The organism is Ramlibacter sp. AN1015 (genome assembly GCF_037726105.1).
Taxonomy (GTDB): Bacteria; Pseudomonadota; Gammaproteobacteria; order Burkholderiales; family Burkholderiaceae_C; genus Ramlibacter.
The window spans coordinates 145,209-161,782 of the sequence record NZ_JBBJUM010000001.1 but is presented as its reverse complement, the minus strand read 5'-3'; the positions used below and the strand labels follow the sequence as shown (position 1 = coordinate 161,782).

The 16,574-nt window shown below is 67.9% G+C and carries 24 protein-coding genes; all 24 read left to right on the top strand.

Annotation, left to right across the window (positions count from 1 at the left end; translation table 11 throughout):
• The first annotated feature begins 58 nt into the window (after positions 1 to 58).
• Positions 59 to 877: an ABC transporter ATP-binding protein gene (locus WG922_RS00810; RefSeq protein ID WP_340279937.1), complete on the top strand. Its 819-nt coding sequence runs from the start codon at positions 59 to 61 to the stop codon at positions 875 to 877.
• On the top strand, positions 874 to 1,656 hold the full coding sequence (gene mlaE / locus WG922_RS00805) for a lipid asymmetry maintenance ABC transporter permease subunit MlaE (RefSeq protein WP_340279935.1): 783 nt from the start codon (positions 874 to 876) through the stop codon (positions 1,654 to 1,656). Before WG922_RS00810 ends, mlaE begins: the two co-directional genes overlap by 4 nt.
• A 37-nt stretch (positions 1,657 to 1,693) precedes the next feature.
• Positions 1,694 to 2,194, top strand: coding sequence for an outer membrane lipid asymmetry maintenance protein MlaD (mlaD, locus tag WG922_RS00800; RefSeq protein WP_340279933.1), 501 nt, complete (start codon positions 1,694 to 1,696; stop codon positions 2,192 to 2,194).
• 7 nt (positions 2,195 to 2,201) lie between these two features.
• On the top strand, positions 2,202 to 2,975 hold the full coding sequence (locus WG922_RS00795; protein ID WP_340279931.1) for an MlaA family lipoprotein: 774 nt from the start codon (positions 2,202 to 2,204) through the stop codon (positions 2,973 to 2,975).
• Positions 2,976 to 3,076: 101 nt separating this feature from the next.
• On the top strand, positions 3,077 to 3,727 hold the full coding sequence (locus tag WG922_RS00790; RefSeq protein ID WP_340279929.1) for an MlaC/ttg2D family ABC transporter substrate-binding protein: 651 nt from the start codon (positions 3,077 to 3,079) through the stop codon (positions 3,725 to 3,727).
• 7 nt (positions 3,728 to 3,734) lie between these two features.
• Complete coding sequence (locus WG922_RS00785; protein WP_340279927.1) at positions 3,735 to 4,016, top strand: STAS domain-containing protein; 282 nt, start codon at positions 3,735 to 3,737, stop codon at positions 4,014 to 4,016.
• A gap of 62 nt (positions 4,017 to 4,078) precedes the next feature.
• Complete coding sequence (locus WG922_RS00780; protein ID WP_340279925.1) at positions 4,079 to 5,005, top strand: ABC transporter ATP-binding protein; 927 nt, start codon at positions 4,079 to 4,081, stop codon at positions 5,003 to 5,005.
• Positions 5,002 to 5,757 carry an ABC transporter permease gene (locus WG922_RS00775; RefSeq protein ID WP_340279923.1) on the top strand — a complete coding sequence of 252 codons (756 nt, stop codon included), beginning with the start codon at positions 5,002 to 5,004 and terminating at the stop codon, positions 5,755 to 5,757. The genes WG922_RS00780 and WG922_RS00775 overlap by 4 nt, the downstream gene beginning before the upstream one ends.
• A 2-nt stretch (positions 5,758 to 5,759) precedes the next feature.
• Positions 5,760 to 6,005 (top strand): BolA family protein, encoded by a 246-nt coding sequence (locus WG922_RS00770; protein ID WP_340279922.1) that lies wholly within the window; start codon positions 5,760 to 5,762, stop codon positions 6,003 to 6,005.
• 13 nt (positions 6,006 to 6,018) lie between these two features.
• A complete protein-coding gene (gene murA, locus WG922_RS00765) occupies positions 6,019 to 7,281 on the top strand; it encodes a UDP-N-acetylglucosamine 1-carboxyvinyltransferase (protein WP_340279921.1) in 1,263 nt (420 codons plus the stop codon).
• A 17-nt stretch (positions 7,282 to 7,298) separates the two neighbouring features.
• Positions 7,299 to 7,955: an ATP phosphoribosyltransferase gene (gene hisG, locus WG922_RS00760; RefSeq protein ID WP_340279920.1), complete on the top strand. Its 657-nt coding sequence runs from the start codon at positions 7,299 to 7,301 to the stop codon at positions 7,953 to 7,955.
• Between the two features lie 2 nt (positions 7,956 to 7,957).
• Positions 7,958 to 9,289 carry a histidinol dehydrogenase gene (hisD, locus tag WG922_RS00755; protein ID WP_445322783.1) on the top strand — a complete coding sequence of 444 codons (1,332 nt, stop codon included), beginning with the start codon at positions 7,958 to 7,960 and terminating at the stop codon, positions 9,287 to 9,289.
• Positions 9,290 to 9,396: 107 nt separating this feature from the next.
• Positions 9,397 to 10,419 (top strand): histidinol-phosphate transaminase, encoded by a 1,023-nt coding sequence (gene hisC / locus WG922_RS00750; RefSeq protein ID WP_445322782.1) that lies wholly within the window; start codon positions 9,397 to 9,399, stop codon positions 10,417 to 10,419.
• Positions 10,416 to 11,027, top strand: a complete 612-nt coding sequence (gene hisB / locus WG922_RS00745; RefSeq protein ID WP_340279915.1) for an imidazoleglycerol-phosphate dehydratase HisB — start codon at positions 10,416 to 10,418, stop codon at positions 11,025 to 11,027. The genes hisC and hisB overlap by 4 nt, the downstream gene beginning before the upstream one ends.
• Complete coding sequence (hisH, locus tag WG922_RS00740) at positions 11,028 to 11,681, top strand: imidazole glycerol phosphate synthase subunit HisH (RefSeq protein WP_340279914.1); 654 nt, start codon at positions 11,028 to 11,030, stop codon at positions 11,679 to 11,681.
• 60 nt (positions 11,682 to 11,741) lie between these two features.
• A complete protein-coding gene (hisA, locus tag WG922_RS00735; protein WP_340279913.1) occupies positions 11,742 to 12,482 on the top strand; it encodes a 1-(5-phosphoribosyl)-5-[(5-phosphoribosylamino)methylideneamino]imidazole-4-carboxamide isomerase in 741 nt (246 codons plus the stop codon).
• 2 nt (positions 12,483 to 12,484) lie between these two features.
• Entirely contained in the window at positions 12,485 to 13,264 is a 780-nt protein-coding gene (gene hisF, locus WG922_RS00730; protein ID WP_340279911.1) for an imidazole glycerol phosphate synthase subunit HisF, read from the top strand.
• 108 nt (positions 13,265 to 13,372) lie between these two features.
• The gene (hisI, locus tag WG922_RS00725) at positions 13,373 to 13,762 is read left to right on the top strand and encodes a phosphoribosyl-AMP cyclohydrolase (protein WP_340279910.1); all 390 of its coding nucleotides are present in this window, start codon (positions 13,373 to 13,375) and stop codon (positions 13,760 to 13,762) included.
• Positions 13,763 to 13,767: 5 nt separating this feature from the next.
• On the top strand, positions 13,768 to 14,139 hold the full coding sequence (locus WG922_RS00720; RefSeq protein WP_340279909.1) for a phosphoribosyl-ATP diphosphatase: 372 nt from the start codon (positions 13,768 to 13,770) through the stop codon (positions 14,137 to 14,139).
• Positions 14,140 to 14,170: 31 nt separating this feature from the next.
• A complete protein-coding gene (locus tag WG922_RS00715) occupies positions 14,171 to 14,524 on the top strand; it encodes a DUF4870 family protein (RefSeq protein WP_340279908.1) in 354 nt (117 codons plus the stop codon).
• 40 nt (positions 14,525 to 14,564) lie between these two features.
• Positions 14,565 to 14,954: a histidine triad nucleotide-binding protein gene (locus WG922_RS00710; protein ID WP_340279907.1), complete on the top strand. Its 390-nt coding sequence runs from the start codon at positions 14,565 to 14,567 to the stop codon at positions 14,952 to 14,954.
• A 73-nt stretch (positions 14,955 to 15,027) separates the two neighbouring features.
• Positions 15,028 to 15,276 carry a Sec-independent protein translocase subunit TatA gene (tatA, locus tag WG922_RS00705; RefSeq protein WP_340279905.1) on the top strand — a complete coding sequence of 83 codons (249 nt, stop codon included), beginning with the start codon at positions 15,028 to 15,030 and terminating at the stop codon, positions 15,274 to 15,276.
• A gap of 25 nt (positions 15,277 to 15,301) precedes the next feature.
• On the top strand, positions 15,302 to 15,775 hold the full coding sequence (gene tatB, locus WG922_RS00700; RefSeq protein ID WP_340279903.1) for a Sec-independent protein translocase protein TatB: 474 nt from the start codon (positions 15,302 to 15,304) through the stop codon (positions 15,773 to 15,775).
• Complete coding sequence (tatC, locus tag WG922_RS00695; protein WP_445322775.1) at positions 15,775 to 16,566, top strand: twin-arginine translocase subunit TatC; 792 nt, start codon at positions 15,775 to 15,777, stop codon at positions 16,564 to 16,566. Before tatB ends, tatC begins: the two co-directional genes overlap by 1 nt.
• Positions 16,567 to 16,574 lie beyond the last annotated feature (8 nt).

Below are 16,574 nucleotides of genomic sequence, written 5' to 3'. Positions count from 1 at the left end.
GTATCATCGCGCCACCGCAACGGCCGGGTTTTCCCGGCCCCGCCCTCCACCGAGCTTCATGTCCGACCCCGATCCTTCCGCGCTCGTCGCGTGCCGCAACCTGCGCTTCGGCTACGGTGAGCGGCGCATCCTCGACGGCGTGAGCTTCGACGTGCCGCGCGGCAAGGTCACCGCGCTCATGGGCGCCTCCGGCGGCGGCAAGACCACGGTGCTGCGCCTGATCGGCGGCCAGCTGCGCGCGCAATCTGGCGAGCTGCGCTTCGACGGCCAGGACATCGGCACGCTCGACGCGGCAGGGATGTACGCCATGCGCCGGCGCATGGGCATGCTGTTCCAGTTCGGGGCGCTCTTCACCGACATGACCGTGTTCGACAACGTCGCCTTTCCCCTGCGCGAGCACACCAGCCTGCCCGAGGCTCTGGTGCGCGACATCGTGCTGATGAAGCTCAATGCGGTCGGATTGCGCGGAGCGCGCGACCTGATGCCGGGCGAGGTCTCCGGCGGCATGGCGCGCCGCATCGCGCTCGCGCGGGCCATCGCGCTCGACCCGGAGCTGATCATGTACGACGAGCCCTTCGCAGGCCTGGATCCGATCTCGCTGGGAACCTCCGCACAGCTGATCCGCCAGCTGAACGACACCCTCGGCATCACCAGCGTCGTGGTGTCGCACGATCTCGACGAGACCTTTCGCATCGCCGACCAGGTCATCATCCTGGCCAACGGCCGCGTGGCCGCGCAGGGCACGCCCGAGCAGGTGCGCGCCTCGACCGACCCGCTGGTGCAGCAATTCGTGCAGGCGCGGCCCGAGGGGCCGGTCCATTTCCACTATCCGGGGCCCAGCGTGGACCAGGACTTCGGCGCAGGCCTCTCGGCATGAGCTGGTGGAACCCCGCCGACGTCGGCCGCGCCACCCGCGTGAAGCTCGCCGACCTGGGGCGCGCAGCGCGCCTGTTCGCACGCCTGGTGGCGCTGCTCGGGACGAGCCTGCGGCGCTTCTCGCTGGTGCGCGACCAGGTGCACCTCCTTGGCAACCACTCTCTGGCCATCATTGCCGTTTCCGGCCTGTTCGTCGGTTTCGTACTCGGCCTGCAGGGCTACTACACGCTGCAGCGCTACGGCTCGTCCGAGGCACTGGGTCTGCTGGTCGCCCTCAGTCTCGTGCGCGAACTCGGCCCGGTCGTCACGGCGCTGCTGTTCGCCGGCCGCGCCGGCACCTCGCTCACGGCCGAGATCGGCCTCATGAAGGCCGGCGAGCAGCTCTCGGCGATGGAGATGATGGCGGTCGATCCCGTGCGGCGCATCCTGGCGCCGCGCTTCTGGGGCGGCGTCATTGCCATGCCCCTGCTGGCGGCCGTGTTCAGCGCCGTGGGCATCATCGGCGGCTACGTCGTCGGAGTCCTGATGATCGGCGTCGATCCCGGCGCCTTCTGGAGCCAGATGCAAGGCGGTGTCGATGTGTGGCGCGACGTCGGCAACGGCATCGTCAAGAGCGTCGTGTTCGGCATCACCGTCACGTTCATCGCGCTGCTCGAAGGCTTCGAAGCCCATCCCACGCCCGAGGGCGTTTCGCGTGCCACGACGCGCACCGTGGTGGTGGCGTCGCTGGCAGTGCTCGGACTCGATTTCGTGCTGACGGCCATGATGTTCAGCCTGTGACCGCGATGCAGCGCAAATGACAAGGATGTGATTGCAAATGGAACGTTCGAAACTCGACGTGTGGGTGGGCCTTTTCGTGCTGCTCGGGGCGGCGGCGGTGCTGTTCCTGGCCCTGCAGGCGGCCAACCTCCTGAGCCTGAATTTCCAATCGACCTATGCGGTCGAGGCGCGATTCGACAACATCGGCGGCCTCAAGCCGAGGGCGGCGGTGCGCAGCTCCGGCGTGGTGGTGGGCCGCGTGGCGTCTATCACCTTCGACGACCAGAGCTACCGCGCCCGGGTGGTGCTCGAACTCGAGGACCGCTACCGCTTCCCGCGCGACAGCTCGCTGAAGATCCTCACCAGCGGACTGCTGGGCGAGCAGTACATCGGCATCGAGGCCGGCGCCGCCGAGAAGAATCTGGCGGCCGGCGATACGATCGGCAACACGCAGTCCGCCGTGGTGCTGGAGAACCTCATCGGCCAGTTTCTCTACAACAAGGCGGCCGAACCCACGCCGGCACCAGTGCCCGCGCCTACCTCTCCTCCTCGCAAGTAATTCAATCGTGTTCCGCTCTGCCGTGCCTTCTTTCGCGCTCCTCGCTCCCTGGTTCCGCCGGTTTGCCGTGCTGCTGGCCCTGGCGGCGCTGGGCGGCTGCGCCACCGGGCCCGACCCACGCGATCCGCTCGAGCCCTGGAACCGGCGCGTGTCCAACTTCAACGAAGCGGCCGACTCGCTGGTCCTCAAGCCAGCCGCCATCGCCTACCGCGAGGCCGTGCCGCCGCTCGCACGCACCGGGGTGAACAACTTCTTCGGCAACCTCGCCGACGCCTGGTCGGCAGCGAACACCCTGCTGCAGCTGCGCCTGCACCATGCCGCCGAGAACTGGCTGCGGTTCGGTGTGAACACCTTCTTCGGTCTGGGCGGCCTGCTGGACGTCGCGACCGACCTCGGCATCGAGCGCCACCGCGCGGACGCCGGGCAGACCCTGGGCCGCTGGGGCGTTCCCACGGGGCCGTACCTGGTGCTGCCGATCCTCGGGCCATCCACCGTGCGCGACACCGTAGCGCTTCCCGCCGACTACTGGGGCGACCCGCTGAGCGCGGTCAAGCCCGGCTCTCTGCAGACGGGCCTGCAGGCGCTGCGCATCGTGGAGGTGCGCTCCAACCTGCTGCGCGCCAGCTCGGTGCTCGATAACGCCGCCCTGGACAAGTACAGTTTCACCCGGGATGCGTATCTCCAGCGCCGGCAAGCCTTGATCTGGCGCCCTGCCGATGGCGAAGGTGGTCACGAAGGGGACAATGCCTCCGACGGCGACAGCGAGGATTTCTCGCGCTGAGCGTCGCCGCCGGTCGCGGGCGGAACCCGCCGGCACCCGGGCATTCCAACACCGCACATCCGGCGAGGCGCCTCGCCGGCAACGTAAAGGAAACAGGAACAATGAAACGACGCGTATTCGGCCTAGCGGCCTTCGTCTTTGCCGGTGGCGGCGCCGGCCTGCTGGCAGGTGTTCCCGTCAGCGCCTGGGCTGCCGACGAGGCGCCCGACGCCATGATCAAGCGCCTGTCCGCCGAGGTGCTTTCCCTGATCCGCTCCGACTCGGCGCTTCGGGCCGGGGACATCAATCGCATCATGACGGTGGTCGACAACCGCATCATGCCGAACGTGAACTTCCGGCGCATGACCGCTTCGGCCGTCGGACCCGCCTGGCGCCAGGCGACGCCGGAGCAGCAAAAGCGGCTGCAGGAGGAGTTCAAGACGCTCCTGGTGCGCACCTACGCGGGTGCCCTGGCGCAGGTGAACAACGAGCAGATCGTCGTCAGGCCGCTGCGCGCGTCACCCGGTGACGAGGAAGTGGTGGTGCGCAGCGAAATCCGGGGCCGGGGCGAGCCGATCCAGCTCGAGTACCGCCTGGAGAAGACACCGGGCGAGGGCGCCGGCTGGAAGATCTACAACCTGAACGTGCTGGGCGTCTGGCTGGTCGAGACCTACCGCAGCCAGTTCGCGCAGGAAATCAACACCCGCGGCATCGACGGGCTGATCGCCACGCTGAGCGAACGCAACCGGGCCAACGCGGCCCAACGCACCTGAGCGGCGCATGACCACCACGCTGGTGTTGCCGGTCCGCGTGACGCACGAGGATGCGGCCGCCTGCGCGCGCATGCTGGCGCAGGCCGTGCGGGCCCAGGCCGCCCCGGACGCGGTCGCCGATGCTTCGGCGCTCGAACAATTCGATTCCTCCGCACTGGCGGTGCTACTCGAGTGCCGGCGCGAGGCGCTCGCCCTGGGTAAGCGCTTTGCCGTGCGCGGGCTGCCGCAGCGGCTGCGCGCGCTGGCTGCGCTGTACGGGGTCGAGGCGCTGCTGCCGCAGACTGTCTGAGGCGCGGCCTGCCCGTGCGGGCGAAGGGGCGTTCGCCTGCCCTCTAAAATCGCGGGTTCCCTATGCCCGCCATTTCCTTTCAATCGGTCTCCAAGACCTATGCCACCGCGCGTGGCGAGTTCAAGGCGCTCTCCAGCGTCAGCCTCGAGATCGAAGAGGGCGAGTTCTTCGGGCTCCTGGGCCCGAACGGCGCCGGCAAGACCACGCTGATCAGCATCCTTGCCGGCCTGGTGCGCGCCAGCTCCGGCCGCGTTTCGGTCAAGGGGCACGACGTCCAGGCCGACTACGCGCAGGCGCGCCGCCAGTTGGGCATCGTGCCGCAGGAGCTGGTCTTCGATCCCTTCTTCACCGTGCGCGAAGCCCTGCGCATCCAGTCCGGCTATTTCGGCGTGAAGAAGAACGATGCCTGGATCGACGAGTTGCTCGAGAGCCTGGGGCTCGCCGACAAGGCGACCTCGAACATGCGCCAGCTTTCGGGCGGCATGAAGCGGCGCGTGCTGGTGGCCCAGGCCCTGGTGCACAAGCCGCCGGTGATCGTGCTGGACGAACCCACTGCAGGCGTCGATGTGGAGCTGCGCCAGACGCTCTGGCAGTTCATCGCGCGCCTGAACCGGCAGGGGCATACGGTGCTTCTCACCACGCACTACCTCGAGGAGGCCGAGGCCCTGTGCGGGCGCATCGCCATGCTCAAGGCGGGGCGCGTCGTCGCGCTGGAGCGCACCAGCGACCTGCTGCGCGCCGCATCGAGCAACGTGCTGCGCTTCAAGACCGAAGGCCACCAGCTGCCGCCCGACCTCGCGGCGCGCGCGCGCATCACCGGGCGCATCGTGCAGCTGCCGGCCCACGACGCGCACGAGATCGAGAGCTACCTCGCAGCCATCCGCCAGGCCGGCCTGCGGGTGGAGGACGTCGAAATCCGCAAGGCGGACCTGGAGGACGTGTTCCTCGACGTGATGGCCGAGAAGAACAAAGAGGTGATCGCATCGTGAACGGCTGGCAAACCCTGTTCTACAAGGAGGTGCTGCGCTTCTGGAAGGTGGGTTTCCAGACCGTCGCGGCACCGGTGCTCACCGCGCTGCTGTACCTCACCATCTTCGGCCACGTGCTCGAGGACCATGTGAAGGTCTACGACCGCATTCCCTACACGGCCTTCCTGGTGCCGGGTCTGGTCATGATGAGCGTGCTGCAGAACTCGTTCGCGAACAGCTCGTCCTCGCTGATCCAGAGCAAGATCATGGGCAACCTGGTGTTCGTGCTGCTCACGCCGCTGTCGCACTGGAGCTGGTTCGTCGCCTATGTCGGCTCGTCGGTGGCACGCGGGCTGGCCGTCGGCGGCGGGGTGCTGGTGGTGACCGCGCTGTTCGTGCGGCCGCAGTTCGCCTCGCCGCTGTGGATCCTGGTGTTCGCGGTGCTGGGCTCGGGCATGCTGGGTGCACTGGGCATCATCGCCGGTCTCTGGGCCGAGAAGTTCGACCAGATGGCGGCTTTCCAGAACTTTGTGATCATGCCCATGACCTTCCTCTCGGGCGTGTTCTATTCCATCCATTCCCTGCCCGGTTTCTGGCAGCAGGTGAGCCACCTGAATCCGTTCTTCTACATGATCGACGGCTTCCGCTACGGCTTTTTCGGCGTGAGCGACGTCTCGCCGTGGCTCAGCCTCGCGGTGGTGGGCGCGGCCCTGGCCGTGGTGAGCGCCGCCGCGCTGCACCTGCTGCGCATCGGCTACAAGATCAGGAGCTAAGCATGACCGCCGACGAACTCAGGACCCTCATCGCATCCGGGCTGGCGTGCCAGCACCTCGAGGTGGAAGGGGACGGTCGCCACTGGGCGGCCGTCATCGTTTCCAGCGAATTCGAGGGCAAGCGCCCGATCCAGCGGCACCAGCGCGTCTACGCGACCCTGGGTGCGAGAATGCACACGGACGAGGTGCACGCCTTGTCGATGAAAACGCTGACCCCGGCCGAGTGGGCAGCGTCGCCCGACCACTGATTCACGACTTTCCATGGACAAGCTTTTGATCCGCGGCGGCCGCAGGCTGCAGGGCGAGGTTCCCATTTCGGGCGCGAAGAACGCCGCCTTGCCGGAACTGTGCGCCGCGCTGCTCACGGCCGAGCCTGTGACGCTGGACAACGTACCGCGCCTGCAGGACGTGGCCACCATGGTCAGGCTGCTCGAGAACATGGGCGTGGCGGTGGAGCGCGCAGGCGACCAGGTGGGCATCGACGCGGGCCGCCTCACTTCGCCCGAGGCGCCCTACGAGCTGGTCAAGACCATGCGTGCCTCGGTGCTGGCGCTCGGGCCGCTGCTGGCCCGCTTCGGCGAAGCCACCGTTTCGCTGCCCGGCGGCTGCGCGATCGGATCGCGGCCGGTCGATCAGCACATTCGCGGCCTGCAGCAGATGGGCGCGGAAATCGTCGTCGAGCACGGCTACATCCTCGCCCGGCTTCCCAAGGGCCGCGAGCGGCTGCGCGGGGCGGCCATCCGCACCGACATGGTGACCGTGACCGGCACCGAGAACTTCCTCATGGCCGCCGCGCTCGCCGAAGGCGAGACGGTGCTGGAGAACGCCGCCATGGAGCCCGAGATCGCCGATCTCGCGGAAATGCTCATCGCGATGGGCGCGGACATCGACGGGCACGGCACCGGCCGCATCCGGGTGCGCGGCGTCGAGCGCCTGCATGGCTGCAGCCACCGCGTGGTGGCCGACCGCATCGAGGCGGGCACCTTCCTGTGCGCCGTGGCCGCCGCCGGCGGCGACGTGGTGCTGCGGCACGGCCGCGCCGACCACCTCGAAGCCGTGATCGACAAGCTGCGCGACGCGGGCGCGTCGGTGCAGGCGCTCGAGGACGGCATCCGCGTGCGATGCGACACGCGCGTGGCGGCGCAGAGCTTCCGCACCACGGAATACCCTGGCTTTCCCACCGACATGCAGGCGCAGTTCATGGTGCTCAACGTGATCGGCACCGGGGCGTCCCTGGTGACCGAAACCATCTTCGAGAACCGCTTCATGCACGTCAACGAACTGGTGCGCCTGGGCGCGAAGATCCAGGTCGATGGCAAGTCGGCGCTGATCGAAGGCGTCGAGAGGCTGTCGGGTGCGGCCGTCATGGCAACCGACCTGCGGGCATCGGCAAGCCTGGTGATCGCCGGGCTGGTTGCCGAGGGCGAAACCGTGGTGGATCGCATCTATCACCTCGACCGGGGCTACGACCGCATGGAGCACAAGCTGCGCGGCATCGGTGCCGACATCGAACGCGTCGGCTGACGCAAGCCCCAGGCGCCATGAACACCCCCGACGTTCTCACGCTGGCCTTGTCGAAAGGCCGCATCTACGACGAGACGCTGCCGCTGCTGAAGGCCGCCGGCATCGAGGTGCTGGAAGACCCCGACACCTCGCGCAAGCTGATCCTGGCCACCAACGACGCGGCCGTGCGGGTGGTGCTCGTGCGCGCGACCGACGTGCCTACCTACGTCCAGTACGGCGGCGCAGACCTGGGCGTCACGGGGCTCGACACCCTGATCGAGCACGGCAGCCATGGCCTGGTGCAACCGCTGGACCTGGGCATCGCGCGCTGCAGGGTGAGCGTCGCCGTACGCGCCGACTTCGACTACGCCACTGCCGTGCGCCAGGGCGCGCGCCTGCGGGTGGCCACCAAGTACGTATCCATCGCCCGCGAGTTCTTTGCGGCCAAGGGCGTGCACGTCGATCTCATCAAGCTGTACGGCAGCATGGAGCTGGCGCCGCTCACCGGATTGGCCGACGCCATCGTGGACCTGGTGTCCACCGGCAGCACGCTGCGCGCCAACCAGCTCGTCGAGGTCGAGCGCATCATGGACATCAGCTCGCGCCTGGTGGTGAACCAGGCCTCCCTCAAGCTCAAGCAGGCCCCCATACGGCGGCTGATCGACGCCTTCGCCACCGCCACCGCCACCGCATGACCATGCCCGCCGCTCCCGACGCACGCCCCCTGCGGCTGTCCACCGACCAGCCCGATTTCGAAGCGGCATTCAACGCGCGGCTGCATTGGTCCGACGCGACCGACGCCGAGGTGGAGCAGCGGGTGGCCGAGATCGTCGCTGCCGTGCAGCGCCGCGGCGATGCCGCCGTGCTCGAGTACACCGAGCGCTTCGATGCGTTGAAAGCACAGTCGGTGGGTGAACTCGAGATCGCCCATGGCGAGCTGCAGTCGGCCTTCGACTCCCTGCCGCAGGCGCAGCGGGACGCGCTCGAGCAGGCCGCGGTGCGCGTGCGCACCTATCACGAGGCCCAGAAGCGCGCCTGCGGCGAGAGCTGGAGCTACCGCGACGCCGACGGCTCGCTGCTCGGCCAGAAGGTGACGCCGCTCGACCGCGTCGGCATCTACGTGCCCGGCGGCAAGGCGGCCTATCCGTCCTCCGTCCTCATGAATGCGGTACCGGCTCAGGTGGCTGGCGTGCCCGAGATCATCATGGTCGTGCCCACCCCGCGCGGCGAGAAGAACGCGCTGGTGCTGGCGGCCGCCTACCTGGGCGGCGTCACGCGCGCCTTCTGCATCGGCGGAGCCCAGGCGGTCGCTGCGCTGGCGTATGGCACCGACACCGTTCCGCGCGTGGACAAGATCACCGGCCCGGGCAATGCCTATGTGGCCAGCGCCAAGCGCCGCGTGTTCGGCCAGGTGGGCATCGACATGATCGCCGGGCCGAGCGAAATCCTGGTGCTGGCCGACGGCAGCACGCCGCCCGACTGGGTGGCCATGGACCTGTTCTCGCAAGCCGAGCACGACGAGCTCGCGCAGAGCATCCTGCTGTGCCCCGATGCGGCGTACATCGCGCGCGTGCAGGCCGAGATCGCGCGGTTGCTGCCCACCATGCCGCGCGCCGGGATCATCGCCCGCAGCCTCAACGGGCGCGGCGCCCTGATCCAGACCCGCAGCATGGAAGAAGCCTGCGAGATCAGCAATCGCATCGCGCCCGAGCACCTGGAGATCGCCAGCACCGAGCCGCACCGCTGGGAGCCGCTGCTGCGCCATGCCGGCGCCATCTTTCTCGGCGCCTTCACCAGCGAATCGCTGGGCGACTACTGCGCCGGCCCCAACCACGTGCTGCCCACCAGCAGCACCGCGCGCTTTTCCAGCCCGCTGGGGGTCTACGACTTCCAGAAGCGCAGCAGCCTGATCGAGGTGAGCGAGCAGGGTGCGCAGGTGCTCGGCGCAATCGCCTCCGTGCTGGCCCACGGCGAGGGCCTGCAGGCGCACGCTCGCGCCGCCGAAATGCGCCTGCGACCGCGCCCATGACCCACGCCCCCATGCAGACCTCCGCACAGCCCGGCCAGCCAGTCGGCGAACCGCCCCTCGCTCTGCCCCCGCGCCTGGCCCGATTGATCCGCTCGGACGTGCAGTCGATGCACGCCTATGCCGTCCAGGACGCCACCGGCATGGTCAAGCTCGACGCCATGGAAAACCCCCATGGCTTGCCCCATGCGCTGCAGGCCGAGCTCGGGCGGCGACTGGGCGCGCTCGCCCTGAACCGCTACCCGGGGCCGCGCACGGAGGCGCTGAAGTCGGCGCTGGCCGCGCATGCGCAGCTGCCTGACGGCTGCGCGCTGATGCTTGGCAACGGCTCCGACGAACTGATCTCGCTCATCGCGATGGCCTGCGACGTTCCGGGCGCGACCATCCTGGCGCCGCAGCCGGGATTCGTCATGTACGGCCTCAGCGCCCAGCTGCAGGGCCTGCGCTTCGTGGGGGTGGACCTCACGCCCGACTTCGAGCTGGACGAGGCCGCCATGCTGGCCGCCATCGCACGCCACCAGCCGGCCATCATCTACCTGGCCTACCCGAACAACCCCACGGCCAACCTGTGGGACGACGCCGTCATCGAACGCATCGTCGAAGCCGCGCCGGGGCTGGTGGTGATCGACGAGGCCTACCAGCCGTTTTCCAGCCGCAGCTACCTGGATCGCCTGCCGCGCCATGCCCACGTGCTGCTGATGCGCACCATGAGCAAGTTCGGCCTGGCCGGGGTGCGCATCGGCTACCTCATGGGCGTGCGCGCGCTGGTCGCCGAGATCGACAAGGTGCGCCCGCCCTACAACGTGAGCGTGCTCAACGCCGAGGCGGCGCTCTTCGCCCTCGAGCATGCCCCGGTCTACGCCGCGCAGGCCGCGCAGCTGCGCGAGGAGCGCACGCGCTTGCTGCAGCGGCTGGCGCAGCTGCCGGGCGTGCAGGTCTGGCCGAGCGACGCCAACATGGTGCTCGTGCGCGTCCCGAACGCCCGCGCGGCCTTCGAGGGCATGCGCCGCCTGGGCGTGCTGGTCAAGAACGTTTCCGCGATGCATCCGCTGCTGGCAAACTGCCTGCGCCTCACGGTCGGCACGGCCGAGGAGAATGCGCGCATGCTGTCGGCCCTGCAGGCTTCCCTATGAGCAATCCCGTATCCAACGCCGAACGCACCGCCGAAGTGGTGCGCAACACCGCCGAAACCCAGATCCGCGTGCGGGTCAACCTCGATGGCACCGGGCAGGCCCGCCTGGCCACCGGCATCGGCTTTTTCGACCACATGCTCGACCAGATCGCGCGGCACGGCCTGATCGATCTGGAGATCGATGCAAAGGGCGACCTGCACATCGACGGCCACCATACCGTCGAGGACGTGGGCATCACGCTGGGGCAGGCCGTGGCCCGCGCCGTCGGCGACAAGAAGGGCATCCGCCGCTATGGGCATGCCTACGTACCGCTGGACGAGGCGCTCTCACGGGTGGTGATCGACTTTTCGGGCCGCCCCGGCCTGGTGATGGATGTCCCCTTCAAGAGCGGAATGATCGGCGCGTTCGACACCCAGCTCACCTACGAGTTTTTCCAAGGCTTCGTCAACCACGCCTTCGTCACCCTGCACATCGACAACCTGCGCGGCGAGAACGCGCACCACCAGTGCGAGACGGTCTTCAAGGCCTTCGCCCGCGCGCTGCGTGCCGCGCTCGAGCGCGATCCGCGATCGGCCGGGATGATCCCCTCCACCAAGGGCTCGCTGTAGATGGCGCTCGTCAAGACGGTCGCGGTGGTCGATTACGGCATGGGCAACCTGCGCTCGGTGACCCAGGCGGTGCTGCACGCCGCCCAGGGCAGCGGTGTGGACGTGGTCTGGGCGCGGCGGCCCGAGGAGGTGATGGCGGCCGAACGCGTGGTGCTGCCGGGGCAGGGCGCCATGCGCGACTGCGTGCGCGAGCTGCACGCGTCGGGCATGTATCCGGCCGTGATGCACGCCGCCGGCCACAAGCCGCTCATGGGGGTGTGCGTCGGCATGCAGATGCTGCTCGATCGCAGCGAGGAAGGTCCGACCGAAGGCTTGGGCCTGATCCCGGGCGAGGTGGTGCGCTTTCGCCTCGGTGAGTTGCGCCAGCCGGATGGCAGCCGCTACAAGGTGCCGCAGATCGGCTGGAACCAGGTGCGGCAGTCACAGCCGCACCCGGTCTGGGCGGGGGTTGCGGACAACAGCTGGTTCTATTTCGTCCACAGCTTCCATGCCCATACGTCGGATGCCCGCCACAGCGTCGGAGAGGCGGATTACGGCGGTCCCTTTACCGCCGCGATTGCCCGCGATAATATTTTCGCAACACAGTTCCACCCGGAAAAAAGCGCCGAGACCGGCCTTGCCCTCTACCGCAACTTCCTGCACTGGAATCCTTGATCCCGGTCCCCATTCGGGTCTGGTAGTCGGCCGTTCCTCCGCTTCACCCTTCTTTTCCTCATGCTTCTCATCCCCGCCATCGACCTGAAGGACGGACATTGCGTGCGCCTCAAGCAGGGCGACATGGACCAGGCCACCACCTTCAGCGAGGACCCTGCCGCCATGGCGCGGAACTGGCTGGAAAAAGGTGCTCGGCGCCTGCACCTGGTGGACCTCAACGGCGCGTTCGCCGGCAAGCCGCAGAACTTCAGCGCCATCCGCTCCATCCTGAAGGCGGTGGGCGACGAGATCCCGGTGCAGCTCGGAGGCGGCATCCGCGACCTGGACACCATCGAGAAGTACATCGACGGCGGCCTGCGCTACGTCATCATCGGTACCGCCGCCGTCAAGAACCCGGGCTTCCTGAAAGACGCCTGCAGCGCCTTCGGCGGGCACATCATCGTCGGGCTCGATGCCAAGGACGGCAAGGTCGCCACCGACGGCTGGAGCAAGTTGACCGGCCATGAGGTGGTCGATCTGGCGCGCAAGTTCGAGGACTGGGGCGTCGAGTCCATCGTCTACACCGACATCGGCCGCGACGGCATGCTCACCGGCATCAACATCGAAGCCACCGTCAAGCTGGCGCAGTCGCTCACGATTCCGGTGATCGCCTCGGGCGGCCTGTCCAGCATGGCCGACATCGAGAAGCTCTGCGCCGTCGAGGACGAAGGCATCGAGGGCGTGATCTGCGGGCGCGCCATCTATTCCGGCGACCTGGACTTCTCCCTGGCCCAGACCAAGGCCGACGAGATGAGCGCCTGAACGTGCTGGCCAAACGCATCATCCCGTGCCTGGACGTGACGGGGGGCCGCGTCGTCAAGGGGGTCAACTTCGTCGAGCTGCGCGACGCGGGCGACCCGGTCGAAATCGCGGCGCGCTACAACGATCAGGGCGCCGACGAGCTCACCTTCCTCGACATCACCGCCACCAGCGACGAGCGCGACCTGATCCTGCACATCATCGAGGCCGTGGCCTCGCAGGTGTTCATTCCGCTGACCGTCGGCGGCGGCGTCCGCAGCGTGGACGACGTGCGCCGCCTGCTCAATGCGGGCGCCGACAAGACCAGCTTCAATTCGGCGGCCATCGCCAACCCGCAGGTCATCTCCGATGCCTCCGACCGCTACGGCGCGCAGTGCATCGTGGTGGCCATCGATGCCAAGCGGCGCGCCGGCGCCGACGAGCTGGCGCGGGGTGCTGGCTGGGACGTCTACAGCCATGGGGGGCGCCGCAACACGGGACTGGACGCTGTGGCCTGGGCGAGCGAGATGGCGCGCCGTGGGGCGGGCGAGATCCTGCTGACCAGCATGGACCGCGATGGCACCAAGTCCGGTTTCGACCTGGCACTCACGCGCGCCGTGGCCGATGCGGTCGAGGTGCCGGTAATCGCGTCCGGCGGCGTCGGCAGCCTCGAACACCTGGCCGACGGCGTGCAGATCGGGGGTGCCGATGCCGTGCTCGCGGCCAGCATCTTCCACTACGGCGAATTCACGGTGGCCCAGGCCAAGGCCCACATGCGCGCGCGTGGAGTGCCGGTGCGCACCTGAGGGCCTGCAGCGGCCGCGCAGAGCGCGGAATTTTTCCCGCTGAGCCGGTGTTTTCGCGCGCCCGCAGCGCCGGTATCCCGGCCGATGCGATGGTGGACAATCGCCCCCATGAATTGGCTGGACCAGGTGCAGTGGGACGAGCGCGGACTGATTCCCGTCATCGCGCAGGAGGCGTCGAGCGGCGACGTGCTCATGTTCGCGTGGATGGACCGCGAGGCGCTGCGCCAGACGGTGGAGCTCGGCCGCGCCGTGTATTTCAGCCGCTCGCGCGGCCGCCTGTGGTTCAAGGGCGAGGAGTCCGGGCATGTGCAGCGCGTGCACGAGGTGCGCATGGATTGCGACAGCGACGTGCTGCTGCTCAGGGTGACGCAGCTCGGGCACGAGCCCGGCATCGCCTGCCACACCGGCCGCCACAGCTGCTTTTTCCACGTGCTGCGCGACGGCGCCTGGATCGAAGGCGAGCCGGTCTTGAAAGACCCCGCAACCATCTACAAGTGAGCTGCATGAGTTCCACCGACGCACTCGACCGCCTGGCTGCGGTCATCGAAAGCCGCAAGCCCGCCCAGGGCGGCGACCCCGAGCGCAGCTACGTCGCGCGGCTGCTGCACAAGGGCCCCGACGCCATTCTCAAGAAGATCGGCGAGGAGGCCTGCGAGACCGTGATGGCCGCCAAGGACTGCGACCACGGAGGCGACCGCTCCAAGCTCGTCGGCGAGGTCGCCGACCTCTGGTTTCACAGCATGATCGCCCTGGCGCACTACGGACTCTCGCCTGCCGACGTGGTGGCCGAGCTCGTGCGCCGCGAAGGCCTTGGCGGGCTGGAAGAAAAGGCCCTGCGCAAGGCCTTGGCACGCGAAGCGGGCCAGCAGCCTTGAATCTGCCACCCAACCGGAGCAAGGAATGTCGATGCACGATCCCGTCCCTGTGGCGCTGACGCCCAAGACTTCGAACGACCGGCTGCTCATGCATGTGCTGTACGGCATGCACACGGTCGCGTGGCTGAGCCTGGGGACGCTTGCCGTGATCGCCCTGGTAGTGAACTACATCAAGCGTGGGGACGAGCATCACCCGCTGTACCTGGCGCACCACGCCTACATGATTTCCACCTTCTGGTGGACGGTGCTGTGGCTGGTGGTCACGTCTCCCCTGTACCTGCTGTTCGTGCTGCCCGGGATGGCCGCCCACGGCATCGTGGGCCTCTGGTACCTCTATCGCTGCCTGCGCGGCTGGCTGCGCTTTACCAACGGTGCCACGCCGTGAGCACACCCGTTCTCCCGATTCCCTGTTTCGCCGCATTGCCATGACCGAGCACGACGACAACGCAGCCCCTCGCGCGCACGACCCCGACTGCCTCTTCTGCAAGATCGTCGATGGCAGGATCCCGTCGCGCAAGGTCTACGAAGACGAGGAACTCCTGGCCTTCCACGACATCCACCCGTGGGCGCCGGTGCACTTCTTGCTCGTTCCGAAGCGGCACATCGTTTCCATGGCCCACGTCACCGAATCCGATGCTCCCCTGCTGGGCCGCCTGATGGCCCTCGCACCGCGGCTGGCGCGCGAGCAGGGCTGCAATCCCTATCCCGCGGGTGGCTTCCGCATGGTGGTCAATACCGGTGCGGAAGGTGGCCAGGAAGTGCACCATCTGCACGTGCATGTGATCGGTGGGCCACGCCCTTGGCTCAAGGGGTGAAACCCTGTCCCTTCGGGGCAAGTGCCCATCCGCACGCGAACTAGAATCGTCCCAATTCATTCAGGAGTTATCCATGGGTTCCTTTTCCATCTGGCACTGGCTGGTCGTGCTGCTGATCGTGGTGCTGGTCTTCGGCACCAAGAAGCTCAAGAACATGGGCTCCGACCTCGGCGGTGCCGTCAAGGGCTTCAAGGACGGCATGAAGGACGGCTCCACGCCCGAGGATGCGTCCACCACGCCGCCGCAGCAGGTCACCAGCGCCCCGGCCGCGCAGGACAAGGGCAAGACGACGATCGACGTCGAGGCGCGCAACAGGTCCTGAACCTGCCTCATCGGCAGCATCGACCGTGATCGACCTCGGCATTTCCAAGATGGCGCTCATCGGCGCGGTGGCGTTGATCGTCATCGGGCCGGAGAAGCTGCCACGCGTGGCCCGCACCGTCGGCACGCTGCTGGGCAAGGCCCAGCGCTACGTGAACGACGTCAAGGCGGAAGTCAACCGCTCCATGGAGCTCGATGAGCTGCGCAAGATGAAGGACACGGTGGCGAACGCGGCGCGCGACGTCGAGAGTTCCATCCACGGAGCGGCCAGCGACGTCGAGCGCGAGTTCAACGAGGCGGCGAGCGCTTTCGACACCCACGGACCGGTTCAGTCGCTCGAGGTGCCGCCGTCCTACCCCGAGTACAAGAATCCGCGCAAGAAGTGGCGGATCAAGCAGGGCGCCATGCCCAACTGGTACAAGGCCCGCAACGGCGTCCGCACGCGCGCCCTCTCCGGCGCGGCGCGGGTCGCGCGCTACCGGCCGAAGAAATTCAACTGATGGCCGACCCCAACAAAGAAGACGAGCTCGCAGGGACTGAACAGCCATTCGTTGCGCACCTGGTCGAGCTTCGCGACCGACTGATCAAGGCCGTCATCGCAGTCGGCGTGGTGGCGGCCGCCCTGGCGATCTGGCCCGGACCGGCGGCGCTCTACGACCTGCTGGCAGCACCGCTCACCGCCACGCTGCCCGAAGGCGCGACCCTGATCGCCACCTCGGTGATCTCGCCTTTCATCGTGCCGCTCAAGATCCTGCTGATGGCGGCGTTCCTGATCGCGCTGCCGGTGGTGCTCTACCAGGTCTGGGCCTTTGTCGCTCCCGGCCTGTACAACCACGAGAAGAAGCTGGTGCTGCCGCTGGTGGTCTCCAGCACGCTGCTGTTCTTCGTCGGCGTGGCGTTCTGCTACTTTTTCGTCTTCGGGCAGGTCTTCACCTTCATCCAGAGCTTCGCGCCCAAGAGCATCACGGCCGCGCCAGACATCGAGGCCTACCTGAGCTTCGTGCTCACGATGTTCCTGGCCTTCGGGCTTGCGTTCGAGGTTCCCATCGTCGTGGTGGTGCTGGCGCGCGTGGGCATCGTCACAGTCGAGAAACTACGCGCGTTCCGCAGCTACTTCATCGTGCTGGCCTTCATCATTGCGGCCATCGTGACGCCGCCCGACGTGGTATCACAGCTGGCGCTCGCGATTCCCATGGTGCTGCTTTACGAAGTAGGCATCTGGGCTGCCCAGCTCTTCATCAAGCACACCAAGGCGCCTGACGAAGAAGGCGCGGCCGCGTCCGACGCCTGATCATCGGG